The organism is Bacillus sp. JKS001846 (assembly GCF_900176455.1).
GTDB classification, from domain to species: domain Bacteria; phylum Bacillota; class Bacilli; order Bacillales; family Bacillaceae_G; genus Bacillus_A; species Bacillus_A cereus.
In genome coordinates, this window is the sequence record NZ_FWYG01000001.1 from 217,501 (window position 1) to 239,620 (window position 22,120).

The following is a 22,120-nucleotide window of genomic DNA, read 5'->3' on the forward strand; positions in this document are numbered from 1 at the left end:
AAGTGACAGCCGAAGCCGCCTTTCAATTTCGAACCATGCGGTTCAAAATGTTATCCGGTATTAGCCCCGGTTTCCCGGAGTTATCCCAGTCTTATGGGCAGGTTACCCACGTGTTACTCACCCGTCCGCCGCTAACTTCATAAGAGCAAGCTCTTAATCCATTCGCTCGACTTGCATGTATTAGGCACGCCGCCAGCGTTCATCCTGAGCCAGGATCAAACTCTCCAATAAAGTTAGTTTGTCTAGCATCTAAAATAAAAATTGACGTTTCACGTTGTTTGTTTCGTTCAGTTTTCAAAGAACTACTTTGTCGCTCAGAGGCGACTTTATTAATATAACATTTCGTTATATTTTCGTCAACAACTTTTTTCAATAAGTTGTTTTTCGTTTGTTTTGTTTGTTACCTTTCGTGGCAACGAATATAAATATACCAGTTTGATTATTAAAATGCAATAGTTTTTCTAATAAAATTTTTAACTTAGTAAAAAAGTATAAAAACAGCACATTTCTTCTATATAAATATAATTTCTCGCACTATCAAGATTTACTATACCCACGCAACTCATGCTCAAATAAAAAAAGCTTTGGAGAAATCTCCAAAGCTTAGTCTTGTTTATGGCGCATAGCAGGGAATAATAATACATCACGAATAGATGGTGCATTTGTTAATAACATAACTAGACGATCAATACCGATTCCTAATCCACCCGTAGGAGGCATACCGTACTCAAGAGCTTCAATATAATCGTCATCCATCATGTGAGCTTCGTCATTACCTTGTTCGCGCTCTTTTAATTGCGCTTCAAAACGTTCTTTTTGATCGATTGGATCATTTAACTCAGTGAATGCATTTGCATGTTCACGCGCAACGATAAATAATTCGAAACGATCTGTAAATCTTGGATCTTCATCATTCTTTTTCGCAAGCGGCGAGATTTCTACCGGATGACCGTAAATAAATGTTGGTTGGATTAATTTATCTTCTACTTTTTGTTCGAAGAATTCATTTATAATATGACCAACTTCCATTGTATCTTTAATTTCTACATTATGTTCTTTTGCAAGTTCACGCGCTTCTTCTACACTCATCGGATTCCAGAAATCAGCTCCAGAGTATTGCTTAATCGCATCTACCATATGAAGACGTGTCCATTCTGGTTCTAGATTAATTTCATAATCACCATACTGGATTGTTGTTGTACCCAGTACTTTTTTCGCGATATGAGCAACCATATCTTCTGTTAACTTCATAATATCTTTATAATCAGCGTATGCTTCATATAATTCAATCATCGTAAACTCAGGGTTATGACGAGTTGATACACCCTCATTACGGAATACACGGCCGATCTCATATACTTTTTCTAAACCACCCACAATAAGACGCTTTAAATGTAGCTCAATTGCGATACGCATATATAATTCCATATCTAACGCATTATGGTGTGTAGTGAAAGGACGCGCAGAAGCTCCACCTGCAATTGCATGCATCATAGGTGTTTCCACTTCAAGATAACCGTTGTCATCTAGGTATCTTCTCATCTCACGAATGATTTTACTACGAGTAACGAACGTTTCACGACTTTCCATACTTGTAATTAAGTCTAAGTAACGTTGACGGTAGCGTTGTTCAACATCTTTTAATCCATGGTATTTATCTGGTAATGGACGAAGAGATTTCGTTAATAGCGTAAAGCCTGTTGCTTTTACTGAAAGTTCTCCAACGTTTGTTTTGAACACTTTACCTTCAATACCTACTAAATCACCTAAATCTGCTGTTTTAAATAATTCGTACTCGTCATCTCCAACAGCATCTTTACGAACATAAATTTGAACTTGTCCATGTAAATCTTGAACATGTGCAAATCCAGCTTTCCCTTTTCCGCGTTTTGTCATAATACGACCAGCGATAGAAACAGCGATTTCCTTCTCCTCTAATTCCTCTTTAGAGAACTCTCCATATAGACTCACTAAGTCAGTTGTTGAATTTGTGCGTTCAAATCTTTTACCGAACGGGTCAATTCCTTGTTCACGTAAATTATGTAGCTTTTCACGACGAACAATCAATTGGTCGTTTAATTCTTCGTGGTTCATGTTATCCATGATATTGATATCACTCCAGCTCTATTTAATTTTACAATATATACAGTATAGCATTTTCTACTCAACTAGAAAAACTGCCAGCAACTAACTGGCAGCTCTTCTTTCTTTCACGTAATTATAGGAAGTGTATAGAAGAATGTCAATCTCCTATGTCCATTATTAACCAACGTAAATTGTTTGTTGTTTCGCTTCCACTTCTTCTACAAATGTACCTAACACATTCGCAAGGTCTTCCCGTGTGTTACAAGCATTAATACCATTACGTACACTCGCATTACCACGAACACCTTTTAAATACCAAGCTGCATGTTTTCTCATCTCTCTTACAGCGACACTTTCATTCTTTAAGTCGATAAGACGATCTAGATGCAACATACATACATCAATTTTCTCGCGCACTGTTGGTTCCGGCATTAATTCACCTGTCTCCAAATACTTTACCGTACGATAAATCATCCACGGATCTCCAAGAGCAGCACGACCAATCATAACACCATCTACACCAATTTCATCAAGCATACGCTTTGCATCTTGCGGCGTTGCGACATCACCATTTCCGATAACCGGGATATTTACAGATTGTTTTACTTGTTTAATAATATCCCAATCCGCTTTTCCTTCATACATTTGCACTCGTGTACGTCCGTGAACCGCCACAGCTTGGCCACCAGCACGCTCAACAGCCCTAGCATTTTCTATTGCGAAAATATGTTCTTCATCCCAACCGATACGCATTTTAACTGTAACCGGCTTTTCAACAGCATCTACAACCGCTGCTACCATTTCATATATTTTATTCGGGTCTAAAAGCCACCTTGCTCCAGCATCACATTTAACGATTTTCGGCACTGGACAACCCATATTAATATCAATTATGTCTGCTGTCGTATATTTATCTACATATTTCGCAGCATCTACAAGAGTTTCTTTCTCTCCACCAAAAATTTGTAAACTTAATGGCTTTTCTCTCTCGTCGATATATAACATATCTAATGTTCTTTTATTATTAAGTAATATTGCCTTATCACTTACCATTTCAGCACAAACTAATCCGGCACCAAATTCTTTTACTGTTAAACGGAATGCAGAGTTACACACTCCCGCCATCGGTGCTAGTACAACCGGATTTTTCATCTCGATATTTGCAATCTTTAACAATCAATCTACTCCTTCCTGTACAATCACTTTGGCATTAATTCCTCTATCGAAACATTTAATGCCTTAGCAACTTCTACTACAAAATCTTGAGAAGGCGATCTATTCCCTCTCTCAACCTCACCTAAAACAGATACAGATACCCCTAGTGCTTTAGCAAAACCTTCTTGTGTGTAACCTTTTAGCTTTCGAAAAGCACGAATGCGTCTTCCCCATTTTTCTGCTTCCATACCGTTACTCCCTCTCGCCTTTTCATTTCTTCTACTTGTGAACATGAAATGTTTTGTTTTATGTCTTGATTAATTTCTAACAACGGAACGATAACAAAAGCTCTTTCAAACATCCGCGGATGCGGAACAATAAGATTCTCTGCTTCAATATTCTCTTGATTATAAAGTAAAATGTCAAGGTCGATAGTCCTCGGCCCCCACCTAATTTCCCTTTTTCTTCCTAGGTCATTTTCTACTTTTTGTGTTACTTTCAATAATTCTTGTGGTGATAAATTGGTAGAAATTTTTATAACTAAATTTAAAAAGCAACTTTGGTCAGTATAGCCAACTGGCTCAGTTTCATATACAGATGAAATATCATCAACCTGAATATAAGGATTTTTATTTAAAAACTGAATCGCTTCGGTTAGATACGTATAACGCTCTCCAATATTTGACCCTAATGCAATGTAAGCTATATTGTTCATGGACGTTCTCTCGTAATTTCTACTGCTACAGCACGATAATGACCCGGTATCGGTGGATCCGGCTTAATTACCTTAATTGTACAGCGCGAAATACTTTCATATTGTTTTAATATATCTGCAGCAATATTTTCCGCGATACTCTCCACAAGCTTATACTTTCTATCCTCAACAACTTTTCTACATAATTCGAAAAGCTCTCCATAATTGACCGAATGCTCTAAGTCATCACTTTCCCCTGCACGCTTTAAATCCAACTCCACCGTTAAGTCAACTTTAAATCTCTGACCTAATTTATTCTCCTCTGGGAACACGCCATGATAACCATAAAACTCCATATCATGGATATAAATTTTATCCAATTACCTTACCCCCTTACCAATCATCGCATCCATCATTTTAGCCATACGCGCCATTTCTTTCACATCATGGACACGAACAAACTCACAGCCCTTTTCAATACCAAGACAAACAGTAGCTCCCGTTCCCTCAAGGCGTTCCTCTACTGGCAAATCTAATACGTGCCCAATAAAGGACTTTCTCGAAGTACCTAAGAGAACCGGATAACCTAGCACATTTAACTGTTCTAAATTACGCATCGCCTCTAAGTTCTGCTCAGGTGTTTTAGCAAAACCGATACCTGGATCTAAAATAATATTCTCATCTCGCACACCAGCATTTTTAGCAATTTTAATACTGTCATACAAATCAGCAATCATATCCGCCATTAAATTACGATAATTCATGTTATCGCGGTTATGCATTAAAATGATGGGTACATCGTAATGAGCTGCGACTTCAGCAATTTTCGGCTCCGCCTTCGCTCCCCAAATATCATTAATAATATGAGCACCAGCCTCAATTGCTTGCTTTGCAACTTCAGCTTTATATGTATCGATAGATATAGGCAATTTTACTTCTTTTGAAACTGCTTGAATCATCGGGACAACTCGCTTTATTTCTTCTTCTACTGATACTTTAGCAAAACCCGGGCGAGTAGATTCGCCACCAATATCAATAATATGAGCACCTTCACCTTGCATTTCTTTTGCGTGACGTACCGCAGCATCTACCTCGTTGTAACTCCCACCATCAGAAAACGAATCTGGTGTTACATTTAAAATCCCCATAATTAATGTCTTTTCATTTAAATTCAATGTATATTCGCCGCAGCGTAAATCATAATCCCACTTCAAACTACACATCTCCTCTTCGTAATTCATTTCTGCTCCATAATTTCTCTCTTTGCATTCCATAAAGGTACATTAAACTTTTTGTAACCACTCCTACTTTACCCGGGAAATCCTGCGCTTCTATACGATAAAGCGGAACAATTTCTTGAATGGAGTTTGTTACGAAGACTTCATCCGCTGAAAGTAGCTCATCTTTTGTAAAGAAACCTTCCTTTACTTCTATATTTAATTCTTCAGCACTCTTTATAATAAACGCACGAGTGATACCATTTAAAATCCCTGTCTCTAACGAAGGTGTATATAAAACATCACCTTTCACAAAAAACAGATTGGAAACAATACCCTCTGCAACATAACCTGCTTCAGTAAGAAAAATACCTTCCTTACTCACAACATTTCCAATTTCACGCTTCCCTAAAATATTATTTAAATAATGATGAGACTTCAGACGAAATGTTCCTTCCGGTGTATTTCGCACTTGTTTTAGAATAACACCTTCTTTTTCCACTACATCTCCTGGAGCTGTTAAAGGTTTTATAAAAACAATAACCGAAGGCTCTTCATACATTTCCGTTTGTAATCCTATTTCATCTATACCCGCTGATACATTAAAACGTACATATGCATGCTTCAATTCATTCTTAGCGAGTAAATCTTTCAAAATAAGCATCACGTCATTTTTTGTCATTGTCCATTTAATTTGCAATGTATCCAGCGCTTCTATTAAACGGTCATAATGATCATCCAATAAGAAAGGATGACCATTATAAATACGAAACGTTTCAAAAACTCCAAGACCATATAAATAACCATGATCATAAGGAGAAATTTTCGCTTCACTTGCTTCTACATACTGACCATTTACGTAAATTAACATAACGTTGCACTTGGACTGTATTTACAAATGAAATTCTGTAACAACTCTTTCCCATGAGAAGTCATAATAGATTCCGGATGGAATTGCACACCCTCTATCGGCAATGTCTTATGACGAAGTGCCATAATTTCTCCTTCCTCTGTCCAAGATGTTACCTCTAAGCAATCGGGTAACGTCTCTTTCTTAACAATAAGGGAATGATAGCGCGTCGCAGTAAACGGATTAGGAATATCCGAAAAAATCGTCTTTCCATCATGATGCATAAGCGACGTTTTCCCATGCATTAATCGTTCTGCACGGACAACCTCTCCACCAAACACTTGTGCAATGGATTGATGCCCTAGACAAACTCCAAAAATCGGAATCTTTCCAGCAAAGTATTTAATAACTTCCATACTAATCCCCGCTTCATTAGGACTACATGGACCTGGAGAAATCATTAGAAAATCTGGTTTCATATTCTCAATATCTGAAATGGTCACTTCATCGTTACGTTTAACAACGAGCTCTTGTCCAAGTTCTCCAAGAAACTGCACTAAATTAAATGTAAAAGAATCATAATTATCAATCATTAATATCATTTCTCTCACCTAACCGTTTCTTCGCTACGTTCTTTTGCACGCCATAAAGCAATCGCCTTTTTTAACGACTCTTTATATTCATTTTCTGGATTTGAATCAATTACAATTCCCGCCCCTGCTTGTACATGAGCTTTTCCATCTTTAGCAAGAAGTGTTCTAATTACAATATTCAATTCTGTATCTCCAGAATAACCAATCCAACCGATTGAACCTGTATAAATCCCTCTTCGAACAGGTTCTAATTCCTCAATAATTTCCATCGTACGTATTTTCGGGGCACCAGTAATTGTTCCCCCAGGGAATACAGCCTTCACTAAATCAAAAGCATCTTTATCTTCTTCCACCTCACCACGCACATTAGAAACAATATGCATAACATGTGAGTATTTCTCAATTACCATAAATTCATCTACTTCTACAGTGCCATATTTACAAACACGTCCTAAATCATTTCTTTCTAAATCCACAAGCATTACATGCTCTGCTCTTTCTTTTTCGTTCTCAATTAATTCTCTTGCTAATTCTTCATCCTCTTGCTCATCCGCGCCTCTAGATCTCGTTCCAGCAATTGGTCTTGTACTTACTTCAGTTCCTTGTTTCTTAATTAACAACTCTGGCGATCCACTAACAATTTGAAAATCCCCAAGCTCCAGGTAACCCATATATGGAGATGGATTAATTTCACGAAGACTTGTATAAATTTCTAGTGGGTGTGTCTGTAACGTTCTTTCTTGTCTCGTCGACAAGTTTACTTGGAACACATCACCCGCCCCAATATATTCTTGAATACATTCAACTGCCTTCATAAAGCCGGCTTCAGTAAAAGCAACTGCTTCACTTTTCTTTTCAGGACTTTCAAAGGGCACAGTCACTTCAGTCGCTTCTGTCATCCAAAGACTCTTCCACTCATTTAGCCGTTCTTTTGCCTCTTCATATTTATCTACATAATGCGTAATAACCCATAACACTTGTTCTTTTTGATCATAGACAAATACGTCATCAAATAATAAAAAGAAGATGTCAGGTATATTAATATCATCTTCCGCAAGAGAAGGCAGCTTTTCAATATAACGGATACAGTCATAACTGAAATAGCCAATTGCACCACCTTGAAAAGGCGGATACTCTGGGTTATAGTCCGTCTTCCATTGTTCCATATATTCTTGCATTAAATCTAACGGATTCCCTCGTTTTATTGTTTCCTTACCACTTTCACTTATATGTAACGTTTCATCCTTCCCTCGGATTACCGCTACTGGGTTCAGCCCTACAATGTTATAACGACCGCCACGGCCACTTTCTAACAAAATATGTTGCGATTTACCCTGAGAAAGAAATTTATATTGCTTAAAGAAATCTAACTGATATGGAATAGAAAGCGCTAAAGATTTTCTTCGTTGCATATCAACACCCCGTCTTCTTTTATCCCACCCTCTTAGATTAACCAGCTCAAACTACATAAGTTATTTATATAGAGATTGATTATACTCGAAGGCTAGTGAAAATAATTTAATTATACTACCTCTTATTTTACATGAAGTTTTCTAGTCATTCACTCTTTTCCTATTTCCAATCCCAAAAGAAAAAGCACCCTTTTTCAAGGATGCTTTTTCAATCGCGTTTAATTATGATTCAAATTGATAAAGTGGTGTACTTAAATAACGTTCACCGTTACTCGGGATAATAACAAGTACCTTTTTCCCTTTACCTAACTTTTTCGCAACTTCTGTTGCTGCATAAATAACTGCGCCTGAAGAGATACCAACTAAAATACCTTCCTCTTTAGCCACTCTTCTCGCATATTCAAATGCTTGCTCTGTTTTCACTTGAATAATTTCATCATATACTTCTACATCCAACGTCTCCGGAACAAATCCCGCCCCAATTCCTTGGATTTTATGTGGACCTGGTTTCCCACCAGATAATACTGGTGAATCTGCAGGTTCTACTGCATAAATTTTAATATCTTTATACGCTTCCTTCAGTACTTCACCAGCACCAGTAATCGTTCCACCTGTACCAATACCTGCAATAAACGCATCTAATTGGTCACCCATTTGTTCAATAATTTCTGGACCTGTTGTTAAACGGTGAATTTCTGGATTCGATTGGTTTTTGAACTGTTGTGGTATAAAGTAGCCATGCTCTTTTGCTAATTCAGTCGCTTTACGAATTGCTCCACCCATTCCTTCAGGCCCTGGAGTCAATACTAATTCCGCACCGTAAGCACGTAATAAATTACGACGCTCAATACTCATTGTTTCTGGCATTACTAAGATTGCATTATATCCTTTAGCAGCCGCTACCATCGCTAAACCAATTCCTGTGTTACCACTTGTCGGCTCAATGATTGTATCGCCCTCTTTTAATAATCCATTTTTTTCAGCATCTTCAATCATAGCTAATGCGATACGATCTTTAACGCTACTCCCCGGATTCATAAATTCTAATTTTAAGTATATATCTGCGCTGTCTGATTCTACGATGCGGTTCAACTTAACGATCGGCGTTTTCCCGATTAATTCTGAAACTGATTGTGCCACTCGCATTCCTGTCACTCCTAACACCGAGTATTTTTATTGGTTTTATCTATATTTAGATTTTGTCAGAAAATTCCCTGTTTGTCAATTCATTTGGAGGATTGCTCCTCTTAATTCCCTTATTACAAATTCTCGATTAAATTTGTAATATCTTCTTTAGAGAACTTGTATCGTTCATTACAGAAATGACAGTGAACTTCTGTCTCTTCCTCTTCTTCACGAACTTGCTCTAACTCTGTTTTACCTAAACTAATTAATACACTCTCAATACGCTCGCGTGAGCATGTGCAATTAAATTGAACATCCATTGTTTCTAATACTTTTACTTTATCTTCTCCAAGAACTGCATATAGTAGCTCTTCCGGAGAAAGTCCTTGTTCAATCAACGTTGATACAGGTGGAATCTTTTGTAAACGGTCTTCAATAAATGAAATCGTTTCATCTTGCGCACCCGGCATAATTTGAAGGATGAATCCACCTGCCGCTAATATGCTATCATCTCCATTTACAAGAACACCAACACCTACAGAAGAAGGCGTTTGTTCAGAAACTGCAAAATAATACGTAAAGTCTTCTCCTAATTCTCCTGAAACGATTGGAGATTGACCAATAAACGGCTCACGCATTCCAATATCTTTAATTACAGTTACAAACCCCTCTGTACCTACCGCTTGATATACACGTAACTTCCCTTGTTCTGTTCCTTCAAAATCAACATGCGGATTCGTTACATAACCACGTACATCTCCATTTGCATGAGCATCTACTAAGATAGGACCAATCGGACCGTTACCTTCTACCTTAATCGTTAACTTTTGCTCACCTTTTAACATTGCGCCCATCATTGTACCCGCAGTTAAAGAACGCCCTAGTGCCGCTGAAGCTGTTCTCCATGTATCATGACGTCTTTGCGCCTCACTTACTGTATTTGTTGTACGTACACTATACGCACGCACTTCTCCATCAAACGCTAACGCTTTTACTAAATAATCTTTCATACGTATTTATTCACCTTTCTCATGCTGTAAATTTGCATTACGTTCATATAACATGTATAAACCTTTTAACGTTAAAAATGGATCTACAATATCAATTACATTCGATTCTTCGGAAATTAATTTTGCTAATCCACCTGTTGCAATAACTTTAGGTTCTTGTCTAGCTTCTTCTTTCATACGCTTAACAATACCTTCCACTTGTCCAACATAACCATAAAGAATACCCGATTGCATCGCACTTACTGTATTTTTCCCAACTACACTGCTTGGTTTTGTAATTTCGATACGAGGAAGTTTTGCTGCTCTGCTATATAAAGCCTCTGCTGAAATCATAATTCCTGGCGTAATAACTCCACCCATATAATGCTTTTCTTCGTTAATATAACAATATGTAGTAGCCGTACCAAAATCAACAATAATAAGCGGACTTCCATATAAGTGGATTCCTGCTACTGCATTTACAATTCGGTCTGCGCCTACTTCACGCGGATTTTCATATTTAATATTTAGCCCTGTTTTTATCCCAGGCCCTACTACAAGCGGTTTAATTTTAAAATATTTTTCACACATGCGCTCTAAAGCAAACATAATTGGTGGTACGACTGAAGACACAATAATACCTTTCACATCTTCAAACGAAAGACCTTCATGCTCAAGCAATTGCTTTACAAGCATTCCATATTCATCTTCTGTCTTATGACGATCTGTTTCCATGCGCCAATGCTGACGAAGTTCCCCCTCTTCAAACACACCTAGTACAGCATTTGTGTTCCCTACATCCAATACAAAAATCATATTCTCACCACTTATCTTATTTAATCTATATTTGTGCAGTATGTATAAAACTTATAAAAACATCATATCACACATACTTATATAATCAGCTTTCCTATCCTCATCATTTTACAAAAAGATTGCTCTCTATTTCAATTTTTAATACTAGTTTTACTTAAATTACTTTATCCACTAAGTTCTCAATAGTAATTAACAAAGGTTTTAACAAACAAAAAAGGAGTGACGATAGTCACTCCTTCGTTTCTTACTTATCTTCTTTATCTTCATCGTCTTTCTTCATGTTGATGTTTACTTTCACATCATCTGAAGATGTTGGACGTTCTGGCAATCTGCCGTAATCACATAAATGATTGATTTGCTCAGCATCTAACGTTTCTACTTCAAGTAACGTTTTTGCAATAAGATCTAGCTTATCACGATTTTCAGTAAGAATGTCTTTTGCACGAGCATAACATTCTTTCATAATCGTTTGCATTTCTACATCGATATCGTGTGCAATTGCATCACTGTAGTTTTGCTCTGAATGGAAGTCTCTTCCTAAGAACACTTGACCACCTTGCGAACTACCAAATTGCATTGGTCCAAGCTTATCACTCATACCGAATTCTGTAACCATACGTCTTGCAATGCCCGTCGCACGTTGGAAGTCGTTGTGAGCACCTGTACTCACTTCACCAAATACAATCTCCTCAGCTACTCGACCACCAAGTAAACCAGTGATTTTATCAAGTAACTCTGGCTTTGTCATGAAGTAACGATCTTCTTTCGGAAGCATTACTGCATATCCACCAGCTTGACCACGAGGGACAATTGTTACTTTATGAACGACATCAGCTTCATCAAGAACAACACCAATTACAGTATGACCCGCTTCATGGAAAGCAACGATATTACGTTCTTTTTCAGAGATAACACGACTTTTCTTAGCCGGACCTGCAATAACGCGATCCGTTGCTTCATCAATGTCACTCATATCAATTTTCTTCTTATCTTGACGCGCAGCTACTAAAGCAGCTTCGTTTAATAAGTTTTCAAGATCAGCACCAGAGAATCCTGGCGTACGAGTTGCAATTGCTCTTAAGTTGATATTCTCATCAAGCGGTTTATTACGAGCATGCACCTTCAGTACAGCTTCACGGCCATTTACATCTGGACGATCTACTGTAATTTGACGGTCAAAACGACCTGGACGTAATAATGCTGGATCAAGAATATCAGGACGGTTTGTCGCAGCGATGATAATAATACCTTCGTTTGCACCGAATCCATCCATTTCAACAAGTAATTGGTTCAACGTTTGCTCACGCTCATCATGGCCACCACCAAGACCCGCGCCACGTTGACGCCCTACTGCATCAATTTCATCAATGAAAATGATACAAGGAGCATTTTTCTTTGCATTTTCAAATAAATCACGTACACGTGATGCACCGACACCCACAAACATCTCTACGAAGTCAGAACCACTGATAGAGAAGAATGGAACGCCAGCCTCACCTGCAACAGCACGTGCTAATAAAGTTTTACCTGTACCTGGAGGTCCAACTAATAGGACACCCTTTGGAATACGAGCACCAACTTCAGAGAACTTACGAGGGTCTTTCAAGAATTCAACTACCTCAACAAGTTCTTGTTTCTCTTCATCCGCACCAGCAACATCTCTGAAACGAACTTTTTTCTTTTCATCATTATATAACTTCGCCTTACTTTTCCCGAAGTTCATAACACGGCTACCGCCGCCTTGAGCTTGGTTTAATAAGAAGAAGAATAAAATGAAGATGATGACAAATGGAATGATTGAAGTAAAGAATGTTACCCAGGCACTTGTTTCTTCTGCTGGTTGATACTTAACTTCGGCACCTTTCGCTTTATCATTAATTTTCTTTTGTAATTCCTCAGTATTTGGTGCATAAGTAACAAATTGTTCTCCTTGGCTAGAGTTATTAAATTGTCCTTTTACCTCAAATACACCATTTTTCGGTTGAAGTTGCACATTACGCACTTCACCGCTTTCTAGTTTAGTAATGAATTTGTCGTAGCTAACTGATGTCGTTTTTTGTGTCGAACCATTAAAATAGCTCACGATTCCAATTACTACTAAGAATATCAGTAAATAAAAGATGGTATTACGGAAGATACGATTCATTCCTAACCTCCTCTCACGGCATAAACACTATAGTAAATCGTAACATAGAAAAACTTTCCTATACAATTGTGAAGCCTATATTTAATTAATTTGAGTAAACGCTTGGTTTTAATACGCCTACATAAGGAAGATTACGGTACTGCTCTTTATAATCTAATCCATATCCTACTACAAATTCATGTGGAACAGTAAATCCAACATAATCCGCTTTCAGATCAACCTTACGGCCTGTTGGCTTATCTAATAATGTAACAATTTTTACAGACTTCGCTTTACGATATTTGAATAAGTCTACTAAGTAGCTTAGTGTAAGACCACTATCAATAATATCTTCGACGATTAAAATATCGCGACCTTCTACAGAAGTATCAAGATCTTTTAAAATTTTCACTTCGCCTGTTGAAACTGTAGAGTGACCGTAACTAGATACAGCCATAAAATCCATTTCAAGATATGTATCTGTTCTCTTTAATAAATCTGCCATGAATGGCATTGCGCCTTTTAATACACCAATTGCAAGAGGTACTGTGTTTTTATAATCCTCTGCAACAATTGCACCTAGTTCGCGCACCTTTTCTTGTATTTGCTCTTCAGAAATTAATACTTTTTCGATATCTTGATTCATCATTTCATTATCCTCCCGGAAGACTCCTTGCTTTTGTAGTGAATAATCATATATTTATCCTTCTTTGCCATCTCTTTCGAAATTGCAAATGCAGATCGCTTCAACAAGGGTACCCAAATAATGGTCCCACTTGCATCACAAACGACCGGCCATTCTTCTCTTTTTTCTTTCGGTACTTTTGCTTCGATAAAAATAGCTTTTATCTTTTTCGTGCCATTCATACCTTGTATTGACATGCGATCTCCATTTTCCCTAGAACGAATACGAAGTGGATATGATATATCATTATACTTAGCAACAAATACTGTTTCATTCATGTTACTTGGTATATCTTCGCTCACCTCTGTTACAAATTCATCCCCGTTCAATAGCGTAATGGTCCCGGGTACTGATAAATCTTGTAAAAAAGGAGAAACAATTTCTTGTTTAAATCTAAAGCTACACTCCTCGTATGTACGAACAATTTTCAAATCACCTGGAAAATCAAGTGAACCTGAAGGTTGTGTCCGCTTAAAAAACTCAATCACCTTGTCAATATGTATGGAAGAAAGAGAAGATGGAATCTTATATTCATAAAGATAGTTTAATATTAGTTGAATCCCTCTTCTTTGTAAAGGCATAGACATGGATTCAAAGGCAGGAATTGATAAGCTAATTTGTTTATCACTTTTTTTTGTAATTACTTTATTCATTTTCTCAAAAGCTAATTCCTGCAAATAAGCCTCATCCTCTTGCATCTGCACGCTAAATTTTTGGAATTTCTCATGCACTTGTGGATTTTCTTCTTTCAAATGAGGAAGGACATATTTACGTAATCGATTCCTTGTATATACTTCCTTTTTATTACTCGGATCTATACGTGGCATTAAATTTAGCTTATTACAGTAATCAACAATTTCTTCCTTCGTTACCCCAAGTAACGGCCTAATTAAATACCCATTATGAAAAGGACGCTTCACTGCAATTCCTGCATATCCTTTCGGAGTACTCCCTCTTACAAGACGCATTAAAATTGTCTCGACTTGATCATCTCCATGATGTCCAAGAGCAACATATCTTGCATCATATTTCTTCATTATTCTTTCCAAAAATGCATATCTGCATTCTCTAGCAGCAACCTGTGCATTCATTCCGTATTGCTGTTGATATTGTGATACATTAATCCTTATCGTTTCACAAATAATTCCCAGTTCTTCACAAAGGCCCTGCACAAACCGTAAATCCTCATGAGATTCATCACCTCTAAACATATGATCCACATGAGCTACTACAATTTTCAACTGTTTTTCCGCTCTTTTTTCTAATAAATAATATAAAAGCGCTAACGAGTCAGGACCACCAGAAACTCCCACAACAATTGTTGAATCATTCTTTAATACATCATGCTGCTTTACAAAGTCATCTACTTTTTCAACAAATGTATCTTTCAACTTCGTAATCACCTTTCATTAAACAAGAACAGCAACGTTAGTTGCCTTGTCTACAATGGTACAACTTTTACAAACATTGTGCAAAAAAAAGATATACAAAAATTACATTTTTATCTTACATCCTCCGTGTATATTCACAAAATTAATAACATTACCTTTTTCCACAAAAAAACCTAGGTATTCACCTAGGTTTTTAAAATCAAATTATAGATAAACATTCCACTTACATTTTACTGCGCCTGCATTCCTACAATCGGAATCGTAGCCCACTTCGGCATATTTTTCTTCACTTTTGCCACTACAATAGTCATATCATCATTTATATAACCATCACAAGAGCGAATCACTTCTTCCATAATGATATCAGCAATTTCTTGCGGGTCTTCGGTTTGCAATTCTTTAATTTTTCGTTTCATCCACAATTCATGATTCTCCACATGCTGTGCTCCTTCAAAAATCCCATCGCTCATCATAATAAGAATATCGCCCGTTTTTAATTGTTCACCCACCACATCAACTTCAACATCTTCAATGATTCCCATCGGCAAATTACTTGCTTCAATTTTCAAAATATTATTTGCGCGTTTAACAAAACTCGGCGTCGATCCAATCTTTAAAAACCTTGCACTCGCATCCCGCAAATCTACCATAGCTAAATCTAACGTCGTAAACATCTCTTCTGTCGTTCTCAAAGAAAGAATTGAATTGATAGACTTAATTGCTATTTCTTCATCAATGCCCGATTGGAGTATTTTTTGTAATAATTTCACCGTTTCCTTACTTTCCATATGAGCCCTTTGCCCATTCCCCATACCATCACTAATTGCAAGTGCATATTTACCAACACTTAAATCCATCATCGCATAAGAGTCACCCGAAACAAATCCACCGCCTTTTGCAGCTGTAGCCAATCCTGTATCAAGAGAATACGTCTTCGCCGAACCAAATGATATTAAACTATGGCCATTTGGATAAGAAGACTTTTCTTCATGTTTAACGACAATATTTTCTTTAAGGATATCCGAAAGCATCGGTGCAACTAACTTTTCACATTCACCATGTTCATTAGATGCAACTGGAATTAACATTTCAATATCAATACTTCCTCTATCTAAACAATAAATATCAACATGCTCTACTTCGACACCAAAATCACGGAATGCTTGCATAATCTGTTCTTCCTGCACTTGATGATTTTCACGCTCTCGTTGTATCTCCTTAGCAAAATCCTCCATAACCTTTGATACACCTAATAGTTGCTCCGCTACTATTCTACGATTTTCCTTCATTTGTTTTCGTAATTTTTGTCCCTCATAGAAGTGATCTAATTCACCCGCTACTAAATCCGTCACTTTTTTCCCTCTCACACAATGCTTGTCCCACTCACGAACTAATTTACGATTATGTTGCAGGGTTCCTTCTTCCGTTTCATTCATTATTTGTTTCATATAATCGTACGTTTTATCAAAATTCACTACCCAGCATTGATCCTTTTTAAAGCATGTTTGACATGTTTTCGCAGTAATTGTACTCAAAAACAAATCTGCTTCTGTCTCTTTATCTTCTTCCTCTACATACCCATATACAGAAAAGCTATTAGATAAAGCAGCAAATACATTTGCAAATTGGTTGATTTTATTTGCTGTAACATCACGCATCCTTCTTAAATATTGTTGTTGGTCTTGCGAATGCTCTTGTGTACCTGGCATAAATTTAGCAATACGATCCAAAACAAGCTTCGGTGTTAATAAGAAGATAACAATCGCTACACCTGACTCAATTAAAGTTGTTACAATATTTGTCTGTTTGTCCACATATAATGTAATTAAGCTTGTCCCAATTAATAAACCTAAACTAACACCTAAACGCTTCCCTTCTTTTAACAATCCACCAAGCAATCCAGAGAAAGCAAGAAGGCTAAGCTGAGACAAGCTAGACACATTTGCTAAACTTAATATTAGTCCTGTTACAACCCCTACTGTGGATCCTGTGGCAGCACCTGCAATAAATGCAAATACTAGCACTAAATACCTTGTAAAAATATGTTGAATAGAAGCATCATATACAAACCAATCTGTTGTACCCGTTAAAACAGATGCTAGTAATATAATCAAACAAACAATTTCTTCCGTCTCTAATGCCTGTTGTTTTCCTTTCCTTTCCACTAAAAGCGGGACGCTTTGTAAAAATATCATAGTTAATACGAAACTAAGCCCAGCCTCAATGGTACTAACGAGTAAATCGTACATGGTGACAGTTTGTTGCGCAAAATATACAACAACTAAGTGTGCGGTTAATGCGGAGATAAATACTTGAAATGGAACAAGTCCAACAGTTTTACGTGTAAATCGACTAAAGAAGATATTATAAATGAAGAAGGTAAAGATAGATGCAAAGGTAAAAAACAAATTATCTATCGATACCGAAAGAGCTCCTCCCATTAGAGCTAAAAATGCTAGCGGCATCTTATCCCGCTTCATAACATAAACAGCAGCAAAAAATGGCAGTGCAAACGGTAAAATATTTGTTAATATATATGCTCGTCCCAAAAGAAAACCAATAACAACAATAATAAATCCCCATCTAAAGAAAACTTGCTCAAATTTCATTCGCAACTTACTCGTCCACTTTATTCCTCCAAGCTGACTCTCATTCATTGCCAATGCACTTGTATTCATAGTATTCCTTCCTGCTTTAGGCATATTTTTAACACCACCTGCATAGTTTAATTACTGTCATTATAAAAGATGATTGTTGGTTTTTTTGTCAAAACAACAGTTTTCACTTTTATAATCGTTCGACTTTTTATTCGAAATAACTCTACAGATATACACGGTATGTAAGTTATTTTTGAGATTTTAATTAAATATTCAGAAAATATAGGGTGATTTTGTAGAAGTGTTGTATATCTTAATTTATTTAACAAAAAAAGATCATGCAAATTTGCATGATCTTTTTAGATGACCCGTACGGGATTCGAACCCGTGTTACCGCCGTGAAAGGGCGGTGTCTTAACCACTTGACCAACGGGCCGTTAAATTAAATATAGCGGCGGAGGGGATCGAACCCCCGACCTCACGGGTATGAACCGTACGCTCTAGCCAGCTGAGCTACACCGCCATGTCGTCTTATTTAACGGACAATTAGTATCTTACATCAGATACTAATTAAAGTCAACACATCTCAAAAACTTTTTTAAAAATATTTTTAACATATAAAAAAGCACCCTGAGCCATCACTCTGGGTACCTCTCTATATGTTAAAAACTAAACGTCCTTATTATCCGCGACGCGCGCCACGGCCACCACGTTTAGACTCTGTGTTACGCTTTAAAGAAGTTAAACGATCTTCGCTATCTTTTAAGAAGCGTGCCATCTTTTGCTCAAATGTTTCTTTCGGAGCTCGGTCGTTACCGCCACCGCGATTATCTCTGTTGAAAGAGCGATTATTACGTTGTGGACGTCCAGAACGTTGTTGATCACCACCGCGTTGGTATTCACCGCGTGGACGATCTCCTTCTGTTTTTTCACGTTCTTTCGCTTTTTTGATAGATAAACCAATCTTTCCATCTTTTTCAACATTAATAACTTTTACTTCTACTTGGTCGCCCACTTTTAAGTGATCGTTAATATCTTTTACATAGTTATCAGCAACTTCACTAATATGAACAAGACCCGTTAAGCCCTCTGGCAGCTCCACAAAAGCCCCAAAATTTGTAATACCTGTTACTTTACCCTGTAACTTGCTGCCTACCTCGATTGACATAAAAAAAATGCTCCTCCTTAGTGGTTAAAAAGTCAAATTTTACTTTATTATATATAATCCTAAAATATAGTGTCAATAAGACATACTCTACTTAGAAACAGGAAAAATTATCTCCCCTTTACCAGAGAAGAAATAATCCCTTCTAGCAATCTTTAATACGTACTCTTCATCATTTAACTTTTGAACTTCGTCTTTTAGACTTTTTTCTTTATTCGTTAATGAATCCAGTTCTTTTTTCATGTCCTTAACTTTTGCTTCTTTTGCTTTAATGGAACTGTTTTGTTGATAAAACGTTACACTAATACTCGCAATAATTGTAAAAGTAAAGACAAGAAAAACCGCTAAACGGCGATAAAGTCGCTTCCTGTTCTCATCCGTTTGTATTATATGCTCTTTAACAGGATTTGGACTCTGTTTTTCGATTGTTCTTTGTCTCAGTTCCCTCATTTCCGAGGTCCCCCTAACTTCTTTTTTATATGCTCCCATAATTGGAAGATATGTCCCTTCAATTTTGCTATATATTGCAGGAACCCTATATGTTTCACTATAAAAAGTTTAACACGATTAGGGAGAAGTTTCCATATGAGCGAAGCAATAAATCGAACAGGCCAGAAAAAAACTTTCCATATGAAAAGTAATATCCAAATCACCATTTTCCATAACACATGTCCAATTGAAAGCAGTATACGAAATAAGAATAATATAAATGCAATAAATAGCTGCGCTATAATAATAACAGGTTTTATCATGAGTAGCTGTATAATTCGAACAAAAAAATATGTTGTTTGCATAAAAATATAGATGAGAAAATTTAACAGCTTCATGTATAGTGCCTTCAGTAAGCTTTGATATGCCGCAAAACCACATAATAATGCCAAAAACACATATATACGTAGCTCAGCTTCATTTACGAGAAGCAATACATAAAAGACGGATAATGCTTGGACAATCCAAAATAATATATCATGTATAAATACAAGCCAACGTTTACGTTCTTGGCGCTTTAAAAAACGTTGATATGTATCTAAAGACGCTCCAATCCAAGCACCCATTCCAATCATTGAAAGCATTGTATACAACTGAATTGTTAAGCTCATTTAAACAACTTACTAAAGAAACCTTTAGTTTTTTCCCCTTGATTTTCATCAATATACAGCATCTCATTAACTTTCCCTTTAATCGACACAATACCTTTTTCCACATCTAAATTTTTCATTTGTAAATTTTGACCACGAATTGTTAAAAAACCCATTACGGTCTCTAGTAAAAACTCTTCGCTATCAAAACTCTCTACCTGCTTCACACCGGTAATATCAATTATACGCCTGCCACGCATAATAATGTCATGCTCTACAGAAACATTTTGTTGATTAGAAGACGTAGGTGAGTAACCATTATTCACGTAAATCCCCCCATAGGTTTTTACTAGCTAATAGTAATGTATGAGGGGATAAATGATTTTAGAACAAGCCTTCTTCCGCTTTTACTTTTTCTTCACGAACTAAGCTATACATATTTGCTGCATCTTCTTTTTTAGTTGTTTCTTTTAATTCATTTATTTTCACAGTCACTATTTTTTGACCAAAACGAATTGTTAATTCGTCAGCTACTTTCACATCAGAACTTGCTTTTGCCACTTGACCATTAATAGATATTCTTCCTTGATCAGCTACTTCTTTCGCTAATGTTCTTCTTTTAATTAAACGTGATACTTTTAAAAACTTATCTAGACGCATATCAAATCCCCCTATTAACGCTCTGTCTGTTTCGCTTCTTCCCATAAAACATCTAACTGTTCTAATGATAAATCTTTCATCTCTTTATTCATTTCAGCTACTTTTGCCTCCATGTATAAAAAACGACCAGTAAATTTCTCATTAGTTGAACGTAACGCCTCTTCTGGATCTATTTTGTAATGACGAGCTATATTAACAAATGCAAATAGTAAATCACCAAACTCACCCAGCATCTTTTTCTCATCCATATTTGTAACCTCTTGTTGGAACTCTTGCCATTCTTCCAAAGCTTTCTCTATCATCAGTTGCACATCAACCCAATCAAATCCAACCTTACCAGCTTTCTTCTGAATTTCATAGGCGCGTAGTAACTGCGGCAAACTTTTGGGAACGCCATTTAAAACAGATTCTTTCACGAATCCTTTTTCTTGTTTTTTAATTTCTTCCCAATTTGCAATCACTTCATCAGCGCTGTTTACATCCGTATTTCCAAACACATGCGGATGGCGACGAACCATTTTCTCAGATAGAGTTCGAATGATATCATCTATAGAGAACCAACCTTCATCTTCTCCGATTTGAGCATGAAGCATAACTTGTAATAATATATCACCTAATTCTTCTACTAAGTGATCATCATCCTCTTCATCGATTGCTTCCAACACTTCATAAGCTTCCTCAATTAAATATCTCTTTAATGATTGATGTGTTTGCTTTTTATCCCACGGACAACCATTTGGACCACGAAGTTCCGCAATAATTTCTCTAAGAACATCAAACTGTTGATACAAGGACGCACGCTCCTGAACTGGCGGCACGTACACACTCGTTAAATTATTCAATTCCGTTTCATGATCTAACATGTACAACGGTACCTTCTTTACTTGTTCAAATGAAGTTCCTGCAGCTGTTACGATATACACTTCATAATCATCTGGTAACATCTCCATTAATGTTAATTTCACATCAGATGCAACGAATGCATCATATACTTGGCAAAAGATTAAATGTTGACGCAGTTCTAATTGCCCTCTTTCAAATGATGTAGCATCAAGTAATTGGAATCCTTCAATCGGATCAATCTTTAGACTTGCAAACATAGGATCAAGGAAACTTTGTCCACCCTCAATTCGCACTTCAATATTTGAAACTTCTCCTTTTTCCAACAGTAGCTGAACTGTTCTTTCTGCTACAAGTGGATGCCCGGGAACAGCATAGATAATTTCTGTACCTTCAGCTTGTTCTAGCAATTTATTCGCAATTGTTTCATATACAATTTCAAACGTATCATGTGCTTCATATACAGCATCAAAAGACGTATATTGTACGCCTTCTTTCTCCAATTCTTCTATAACTGGATGTTCTTTCGTTCTAACAAACAGATGGTCTGCTTCTTTTATTTTTCGATATACACCCATCGTTAGCTGATCTAATTCACCAGCTCCTAAACCTAAAATAGTAATGATTCCACTCACAACCAGT

General features: G+C 36.8%; 22 protein-coding genes, 2 tRNA genes and 1 rRNA gene (1 of these 25 cut by a window edge). All 25 read right to left on the minus strand.

The genetic code is table 11. The features are described from left to right. Nucleotides 1-231, minus strand: a 16S ribosomal RNA gene (locus B9A45_RS01285) (it extends 1,321 nt beyond the left edge of the window). 372 nt (nucleotides 232-603) lie between these two features. Then, complete coding sequence (gene lysS, locus B9A45_RS01290; RefSeq protein WP_000369668.1) at nucleotides 604-2,103, minus strand: lysine--tRNA ligase; 1,500 nt, start codon at nucleotides 2,101-2,103, stop codon at nucleotides 604-606. Nucleotides 2,104-2,262: 159 nt separating this feature from the next. Continuing rightward, nucleotides 2,263-3,261 (minus strand): tRNA dihydrouridine synthase DusB, encoded by a 999-nt coding sequence (dusB, locus tag B9A45_RS01295; RefSeq protein ID WP_000912251.1) that lies wholly within the window; start codon nucleotides 3,259-3,261, stop codon nucleotides 2,263-2,265. Nucleotides 3,262-3,284: 23 nt separating this feature from the next. Further along, entirely contained in the window at nucleotides 3,285-3,488 is a 204-nt protein-coding gene (locus tag B9A45_RS01300) for a helix-turn-helix domain-containing protein (protein ID WP_000387024.1), read from the minus strand. Beyond that, nucleotides 3,440-3,955: a 2-amino-4-hydroxy-6-hydroxymethyldihydropteridine diphosphokinase gene (gene folK / locus B9A45_RS01305; RefSeq protein ID WP_001059447.1), complete on the minus strand. Its 516-nt coding sequence runs from the start codon at nucleotides 3,953-3,955 to the stop codon at nucleotides 3,440-3,442. Before folK ends, B9A45_RS01300 begins: the two co-directional genes overlap by 49 nt. Then, nucleotides 3,952-4,314 (minus strand): dihydroneopterin aldolase, encoded by a 363-nt coding sequence (folB, locus tag B9A45_RS01310; RefSeq protein WP_000358062.1) that lies wholly within the window; start codon nucleotides 4,312-4,314, stop codon nucleotides 3,952-3,954. The genes folK and folB overlap by 4 nt, the downstream gene beginning before the upstream one ends. Further along, nucleotides 4,315-5,175, minus strand: a complete 861-nt coding sequence (folP, locus tag B9A45_RS01315; protein ID WP_002103948.1) for a dihydropteroate synthase — start codon at nucleotides 5,173-5,175, stop codon at nucleotides 4,315-4,317. Continuing rightward, nucleotides 5,150-6,022, minus strand: coding sequence for an aminodeoxychorismate lyase (gene pabC / locus B9A45_RS01320; RefSeq protein ID WP_000909873.1), 873 nt, complete (start codon nucleotides 6,020-6,022; stop codon nucleotides 5,150-5,152). The genes folP and pabC overlap by 26 nt, the downstream gene beginning before the upstream one ends. Then, a complete protein-coding gene (gene pabA / locus B9A45_RS01325) occupies nucleotides 6,016-6,603 on the minus strand; it encodes an aminodeoxychorismate/anthranilate synthase component II (protein ID WP_000602296.1) in 588 nt (195 codons plus the stop codon). Before pabA ends, pabC begins: the two co-directional genes overlap by 7 nt. Before the next feature lie 5 nt (nucleotides 6,604-6,608). Next, a complete protein-coding gene (pabB, locus tag B9A45_RS01330; RefSeq protein WP_084063812.1) occupies nucleotides 6,609-8,006 on the minus strand; it encodes an aminodeoxychorismate synthase component I in 1,398 nt (465 codons plus the stop codon). Nucleotides 8,007-8,228: 222 nt separating this feature from the next. Further along, nucleotides 8,229-9,152 (minus strand): cysteine synthase A, encoded by a 924-nt coding sequence (gene cysK, locus B9A45_RS01335; protein ID WP_001261719.1) that lies wholly within the window; start codon nucleotides 9,150-9,152, stop codon nucleotides 8,229-8,231. A gap of 113 nt (nucleotides 9,153-9,265) precedes the next feature. After that, a complete protein-coding gene (gene hslO, locus B9A45_RS01340) occupies nucleotides 9,266-10,141 on the minus strand; it encodes a redox-regulated molecular chaperone HslO (RefSeq protein WP_000656372.1) in 876 nt (291 codons plus the stop codon). Nucleotides 10,142-10,147: 6 nt separating this feature from the next. Further along, nucleotides 10,148-10,936 carry a type III pantothenate kinase gene (locus tag B9A45_RS01345; RefSeq protein WP_000578368.1) on the minus strand — a complete coding sequence of 263 codons (789 nt, stop codon included), beginning with the start codon at nucleotides 10,934-10,936 and terminating at the stop codon, nucleotides 10,148-10,150. Nucleotides 10,937-11,180: 244 nt separating this feature from the next. Beyond that, on the minus strand, nucleotides 11,181-13,082 hold the full coding sequence (gene ftsH, locus B9A45_RS01350; RefSeq protein ID WP_001079672.1) for an ATP-dependent zinc metalloprotease FtsH: 1,902 nt from the start codon (nucleotides 13,080-13,082) through the stop codon (nucleotides 11,181-11,183). Nucleotides 13,083-13,167: 85 nt separating this feature from the next. Continuing rightward, a complete protein-coding gene (gene hpt / locus B9A45_RS01355; protein ID WP_000981844.1) occupies nucleotides 13,168-13,710 on the minus strand; it encodes a hypoxanthine phosphoribosyltransferase in 543 nt (180 codons plus the stop codon). Further along, a complete protein-coding gene (gene tilS, locus B9A45_RS01360) occupies nucleotides 13,707-15,137 on the minus strand; it encodes a tRNA lysidine(34) synthetase TilS (protein WP_000655467.1) in 1,431 nt (476 codons plus the stop codon). The genes hpt and tilS overlap by 4 nt, the downstream gene beginning before the upstream one ends. A 230-nt stretch (nucleotides 15,138-15,367) precedes the next feature. After that, nucleotides 15,368-17,839 carry a stage II sporulation protein E gene (spoIIE, locus tag B9A45_RS01365; protein WP_001123552.1) on the minus strand — a complete coding sequence of 824 codons (2,472 nt, stop codon included), beginning with the start codon at nucleotides 17,837-17,839 and terminating at the stop codon, nucleotides 15,368-15,370. Between the two features lie 259 nt (nucleotides 17,840-18,098). Beyond that, nucleotides 18,099-18,170: transfer RNA gene (locus B9A45_RS01370), tRNA-Glu, on the minus strand. A 13-nt stretch (nucleotides 18,171-18,183) separates the two neighbouring features. Further along, nucleotides 18,184-18,257, minus strand: a tRNA-Met gene (locus B9A45_RS01375). Between the two features lie 159 nt (nucleotides 18,258-18,416). Next, nucleotides 18,417-18,902: a S1 domain-containing RNA-binding protein gene (locus B9A45_RS01380; RefSeq protein ID WP_000021451.1), complete on the minus strand. Its 486-nt coding sequence runs from the start codon at nucleotides 18,900-18,902 to the stop codon at nucleotides 18,417-18,419. A gap of 87 nt (nucleotides 18,903-18,989) precedes the next feature. Continuing rightward, complete coding sequence (gene divIC / locus B9A45_RS01385; protein WP_001208739.1) at nucleotides 18,990-19,349, minus strand: cell division protein DivIC; 360 nt, start codon at nucleotides 19,347-19,349, stop codon at nucleotides 18,990-18,992. After that, a complete protein-coding gene (gene yabQ, locus B9A45_RS01390; RefSeq protein ID WP_000059777.1) occupies nucleotides 19,346-19,999 on the minus strand; it encodes a spore cortex biosynthesis protein YabQ in 654 nt (217 codons plus the stop codon). The genes divIC and yabQ overlap by 4 nt, the downstream gene beginning before the upstream one ends. Beyond that, entirely contained in the window at nucleotides 19,996-20,304 is a 309-nt protein-coding gene (gene yabP, locus B9A45_RS01395) for a sporulation protein YabP (RefSeq protein ID WP_001059104.1), read from the minus strand. Before yabP ends, yabQ begins: the two co-directional genes overlap by 4 nt. A gap of 58 nt (nucleotides 20,305-20,362) precedes the next feature. Further along, nucleotides 20,363-20,638 (minus strand): RNA-binding S4 domain-containing protein, encoded by a 276-nt coding sequence (locus B9A45_RS01400; RefSeq protein WP_001234876.1) that lies wholly within the window; start codon nucleotides 20,636-20,638, stop codon nucleotides 20,363-20,365. A 14-nt stretch (nucleotides 20,639-20,652) separates the two neighbouring features. Further along, on the minus strand, nucleotides 20,653-22,113 hold the full coding sequence (gene mazG, locus B9A45_RS01405) for a bifunctional methyltransferase/pyrophosphohydrolase YabN (protein WP_084063813.1): 1,461 nt from the start codon (nucleotides 22,111-22,113) through the stop codon (nucleotides 20,653-20,655). Between the last annotated feature and the right edge of the window lie 7 nt (nucleotides 22,114-22,120).

Excerpts from the sequence above, each read along its gene's own strand:
- lysS (WP_000369668.1), bottom strand. The coding sequence starts at position 2,103 with ATGGATAACATGAACCACGAAGAATTAAACGACCAATTGATTGTTCGT.
- B9A45_RS01300 (WP_000387024.1), bottom strand. The coding sequence starts at position 3,488 with ATGGAAGCAGAAAAATGGGGAAGACGCATTCGTGCTTTTCGAAAGCTA.
- folK (WP_001059447.1), bottom strand. The coding sequence starts at position 3,955 with ATGAACAATATAGCTTACATTGCATTAGGGTCAAATATTGGAGAGCGT.
- folP (WP_002103948.1), bottom strand. The coding sequence starts at position 5,175 with ATGAATTACGAAGAGGAGATGTGTAGTTTGAAGTGGGATTATGATTTA.
- pabC (WP_000909873.1), bottom strand. The coding sequence starts at position 6,022 with ATGTTAATTTACGTAAATGGTCAGTATGTAGAAGCAAGTGAAGCGAAA.
- pabA (WP_000602296.1), bottom strand. The coding sequence starts at position 6,603 with ATGATATTAATGATTGATAATTATGATTCTTTTACATTTAATTTAGTG.
- pabB (WP_084063812.1), bottom strand. The coding sequence starts at position 8,006 with ATGCAACGAAGAAAATCTTTAGCGCTTTCTATTCCATATCAGTTAGAT.
- cysK (WP_001261719.1), bottom strand. The coding sequence starts at position 9,152 with ATGCGAGTGGCACAATCAGTTTCAGAATTAATCGGGAAAACGCCGATC.
- hslO (WP_000656372.1), bottom strand. The coding sequence starts at position 10,141 with ATGAAAGATTATTTAGTAAAAGCGTTAGCGTTTGATGGAGAAGTGCGT.
- B9A45_RS01345 (WP_000578368.1), bottom strand. The coding sequence starts at position 10,936 with ATGATTTTTGTATTGGATGTAGGGAACACAAATGCTGTACTAGGTGTG.
- ftsH (WP_001079672.1), bottom strand. The coding sequence starts at position 13,082 with ATGAATCGTATCTTCCGTAATACCATCTTTTATTTACTGATATTCTTA.
- hpt (WP_000981844.1), bottom strand. The coding sequence starts at position 13,710 with ATGATGAATCAAGATATCGAAAAAGTATTAATTTCTGAAGAGCAAATA.
- spoIIE (WP_001123552.1), bottom strand. The coding sequence starts at position 17,839 with ATGCCTAAAGCAGGAAGGAATACTATGAATACAAGTGCATTGGCAATG.
- B9A45_RS01380 (WP_000021451.1), bottom strand. The coding sequence starts at position 18,902 with ATGTCAATCGAGGTAGGCAGCAAGTTACAGGGTAAAGTAACAGGTATT.
- divIC (WP_001208739.1), bottom strand. The coding sequence starts at position 19,349 with ATGAGGGAACTGAGACAAAGAACAATCGAAAAACAGAGTCCAAATCCT.
- yabQ (WP_000059777.1), bottom strand. The coding sequence starts at position 19,999 with ATGAGCTTAACAATTCAGTTGTATACAATGCTTTCAATGATTGGAATG.
- B9A45_RS01400 (WP_001234876.1), bottom strand. The coding sequence starts at position 20,638 with ATGCGTCTAGATAAGTTTTTAAAAGTATCACGTTTAATTAAAAGAAGA.